Here is a 3,434-nt window from a genome sequence, read left to right as displayed (position 1 = left end):
GAGCTCGTCCAGGATGCGGTCCACCTCGGCGAGCAGGGCGCCGTGCAACTGCCACTGCCGGGGATGCCTCTGCACCGCGGCGAGCAGCAGATCGGCGGCGCGGTCCCGGCTCACCGCGCTGTCCGCGAGCGCCTGCGCCAGCCGCCCCTCGGCGTTCTCCGCGCTCTGGGCGACCTGGGTGGTGATCAGTACGGCGAAGCTCTCGACGGCATTCGCCACGTGATCGAACAACCTCTCCAGCTCGCGGGCGACGTCGTCGGGGAAGAGCGACTCCTCGGTGCGGTGCTTGGCGAGGTCGGTGAGCGTGCGGGACAGGACGCGCAGCACCACCGCACAGATCTCCAGCGTGTCCAGGCCGGTGCGCAGCACGACCCGGGAGAGCAGGCCCTCACGCACCCGGGGGTTCCAGCGCAGGCTGTCCTCGGCCTGCCGCAGCGAGGCGTCCACCTCCACGATGGCGTGATCCACCCGGCGGGCCTCGTGCAGCCGGGCCGCGGCGCGCTCGACCGGCAGGTGTCCGGCCACCTCGCCGCCGATGTCCCGGAACAGACCGGCCATCCGGCGGGCCATCGACTCGATCGAACCGCCGGCCGACTGCACCCAGACCGGGGGCGCGAACAGCAGGTTGAACAGCAGTCCCACCCCGGCGCCGATCAGCGTCTCCATCACCCGGTCCCACGCGGTGGTGGCCACCCGGGTGACGCCGAGCACCAGCATCGCGCTGATCGCGACCTCGGGCACGAACTCGCCGACCCGCACCACGCGGCCGATCAGCAGCGCGGTGAGGATGATCAGGCCCAGGCTCCACCAGCTCAGGCCGAACAGCGCGCTGAAGCCGATCGCGATCACCACGCCGACCACCACCGAGTTGACCCGGCGGACGCCGGTGGTGAGCGTGGAGTAAAGGGTCACCTGGACCACCAGCAGTGCGGTCAGCGGCGCGGTGAGCGGCGCGGGCTCCGGCAGGAGCCATACCGCGGCGGCATACGCGATCACGGAGGCGGCGGTGGACCGCCCGATCTGTGCTGCGACCGGTTCGGTGCTCCACCGGACCAGCTTCACCATCGGCTCTGGTACGTCGGGCATCCCGAGCCCTTTCCCGCTCTCGGCGATCTCACCGCCCGGCGATCTCGCTCTTCGGCGCTGCGTCCGGCCCAGCCTAGAAGTCGATCTCCGCGGGACCCCCGCGCAGCGCGTGGTGTCCCGACGGGTTCCACCACCGAGGCTATGACCGTCCCCGGAGCGGCGCCGCGCCCCGGGCCCCTCCGCGACCAGGAGCGAATCCCGTTCAGGTCATGTGACGTGCGTCAACAGCGCCGTACGACGTGCGCGTGCCCGCAGGAGTCACGATGGCCGGAAGTGCGTGCCCGCCGGTGGGTCCAGCGAGGAGCGACATTGTCAGGGGCGCGTCAGAAAACTACAGTGATGCGCCCGACCTCCGGCACCTCACTCACCACCTGGAAGTGAACATGACACGACGCCGCCGAACCCTCGTCGCCGCGTGCGCGCTCGCCCTCCCCGCCCTGGCCACCCAGGTCACCGCCTCGGACGCCGCCGTACCGCCCCGGCACGCGATCAACATCTGCCAGAGCGCCAGCTTCTACGCCAACTACGACAGCGCGAGCGGCCCCACCGGCTTCCTGCGCACCCTCTACTACGGCGACAAGATCGGCCACACGCCGGGCGCCCACCCCGTCTACAACGGCTGGGCCGCCAGCTTCGACTACGGCCCCAACGACTGGGGCTACATGCGCCTCGAATGCATCGGCGGTTACGACTCCTGGTGACCGCGCGTCCGACCGCCTCCTGCCCCACCCTCCGTCGTCCCCCGTTCAAGGGGACTCGCACCAAGGGAGCCAGCCATGCCTCGTAAGCTCCGTACCGTCTCGATCGGCGCCACCGCCGCCGTCGTGGCCGCCTCGGCACTCGTCGCCGTCGCCGGCCCCGCCGAGGCCGCCAACGGCCGCGTCGGGGTCCGCGAGACCGTCTGCGCCGACAGTCTCTACGTCCGCACCGAACCGCTGGGCGCCTGGATGGGCACCCTCTACCGGGGCCAGACCTTCACCGTCGAGAAGCTGAACGGCTCGTGGGTCTACGGCTTCGCGTACGGCAACATCAACCGCCACGGCTGGGTCCAGGACGGCTGGTTCTGCTGAGACACCCCTCCGGCCTGCGCCGAACCGCGGCGCATCGGCTACGAGCTGCCAGGACGGTTGCAGGGACCGTCCGCGGCAGTCAGCGGGCACCGCGCGGACGCGACCCGGGCTGGAACCGACGGCCGCCACGGGCAGCGGACAGGGACCCGCACCGGCAGGCAGGCCGATACAGTGCGCACATGCCCGACCTCACGTACCCGTTCGTGGGCATGACGGCGGACCCCTCCGACCCGCCCCCCGGGTTCCATGCCCTCCGGCTGCACACCGGTCTGGCGCCCGGCACCTACGAGGCGGCGGCCGAGGCGCTGTTCAGCTGGCGGATGCACCAGGCCGTCCCGCTGATGCGCGTCCGGCCCACCGCCCGGCACGCGGCGCCCGGCGTGCGCGTGACACTGGGGTTCGGCCCGCTGCGGGCGCCGTGCGAGGTCGTATGGACGATGCGCGAGGAGCATCGCACCGGGTTCGCGTACGGCACGCTCCCCGGGCATCCCGAATGCGGCGAAGAAGCGTTCGTGGTGGAACGGCACCCTGACGGCTCGATCCGCTTCACGGTCCACGCCATCAGCCGCCCGGCGGCGTGGTATGCCCGAGCCGCCGGACCCGCCGGACGCCTGCTGCAAAGAATGATCGCCCAGCGCTACGGCACGGCGCTGCGGACCCAGGTCCGGCCACGAACCGCCGCACGCGGCTTCCTTCCCTGAGCGCCGGTCTCCGCGCAGACCGGTGGCGGCGGACCTCAGCGCTGTACGGCACGGCTGGCCCGGTCGGCCGGACCGTGGATTCCCCGGATCCTGAGAGCTCGTAGCACGATCGTGTGAAACGTCGCTGCTGGGGCAGGCTCAGGCCTACCGGCCGACCGTTCTGTGAGTGCGCCCCGCAGCAGAACATGGTGACGGGGCTGCAGCCGTGACGGCGCCGCGGAGGACGCACCCGGCCTTGTCGTCACGGTCGCCACGGCGCGGGAACGCACCGCGGAGACCGCTGCCGTGGCACCGGGGGTCGACGGATCCGGTGGACGGCCCGGTGACGGCGTACGCCGAAACGACCCGGCCGGTGCGGCGTGCGGCAGTCCTGGGGGCTCCTCCGGTGCCGGGCGCCGACCCGCCGGGGATGTGGGGCGGGTTGGGGGGGGCCGGGTGTGCGGGAGGGCCGGAGGCTTGCCGGGCGGCGGGCAGGCACCGGGTGTAAGGTCGGCCCGGATTCCGGCAAGCGTTCGGTCCAGTGCTGTCGCGCGGTTCGCGGCGTCGGCCCGGAGCAGCTCACGCGGGCTTCCTGCTC

Annotated in this window: 4 protein-coding genes; 3 read left to right on the top strand and 1 reads right to left on the bottom strand. The window is 72.4% G+C overall.

Annotation, left to right across the window (positions count from 1 at the left end; genetic code table 11):
- Positions 1-1,086 (bottom strand): FUSC family protein (locus tag VIW71_RS01985; RefSeq protein ID WP_331620083.1); only part of this gene is annotated, 1,086 nt, incomplete at its 3' end.
- Between the two features lie 383 nt (positions 1,087-1,469).
- Here VIW71_RS01985 and VIW71_RS01980 point away from each other — a divergent pair.
- From VIW71_RS01980 to VIW71_RS01970, 3 genes are all read left to right on the top strand, one after another.
- Positions 1,470-1,787 (top strand): hypothetical protein, encoded by a 318-nt coding sequence (locus VIW71_RS01980; RefSeq protein ID WP_331620081.1) that lies wholly within the window; start codon positions 1,470-1,472, stop codon positions 1,785-1,787.
- 75 nt (positions 1,788-1,862) lie between these two features.
- Positions 1,863-2,156 (top strand): hypothetical protein, encoded by a 294-nt coding sequence (locus VIW71_RS01975; protein WP_331620080.1) that lies wholly within the window; start codon positions 1,863-1,865, stop codon positions 2,154-2,156.
- Positions 2,157-2,335: 179 nt separating this feature from the next.
- Positions 2,336-2,857 carry a DUF1990 domain-containing protein gene (locus tag VIW71_RS01970; protein ID WP_331620079.1) on the top strand — a complete coding sequence of 174 codons (522 nt, stop codon included), beginning with the start codon at positions 2,336-2,338 and terminating at the stop codon, positions 2,855-2,857.
- The last annotated feature ends 577 nt before the right edge of the window (positions 2,858-3,434 follow it).

The sequence above is a fragment of the Streptomyces sp. genome (assembly GCF_036524955.1).
Taxonomy (GTDB): domain Bacteria; phylum Actinomycetota; class Actinomycetes; order Streptomycetales; family Streptomycetaceae; genus Actinacidiphila.
The sequence above is the reverse complement of the archived record's forward strand: the minus strand, read 5'-3'. Positions and strand labels throughout refer to the sequence as shown.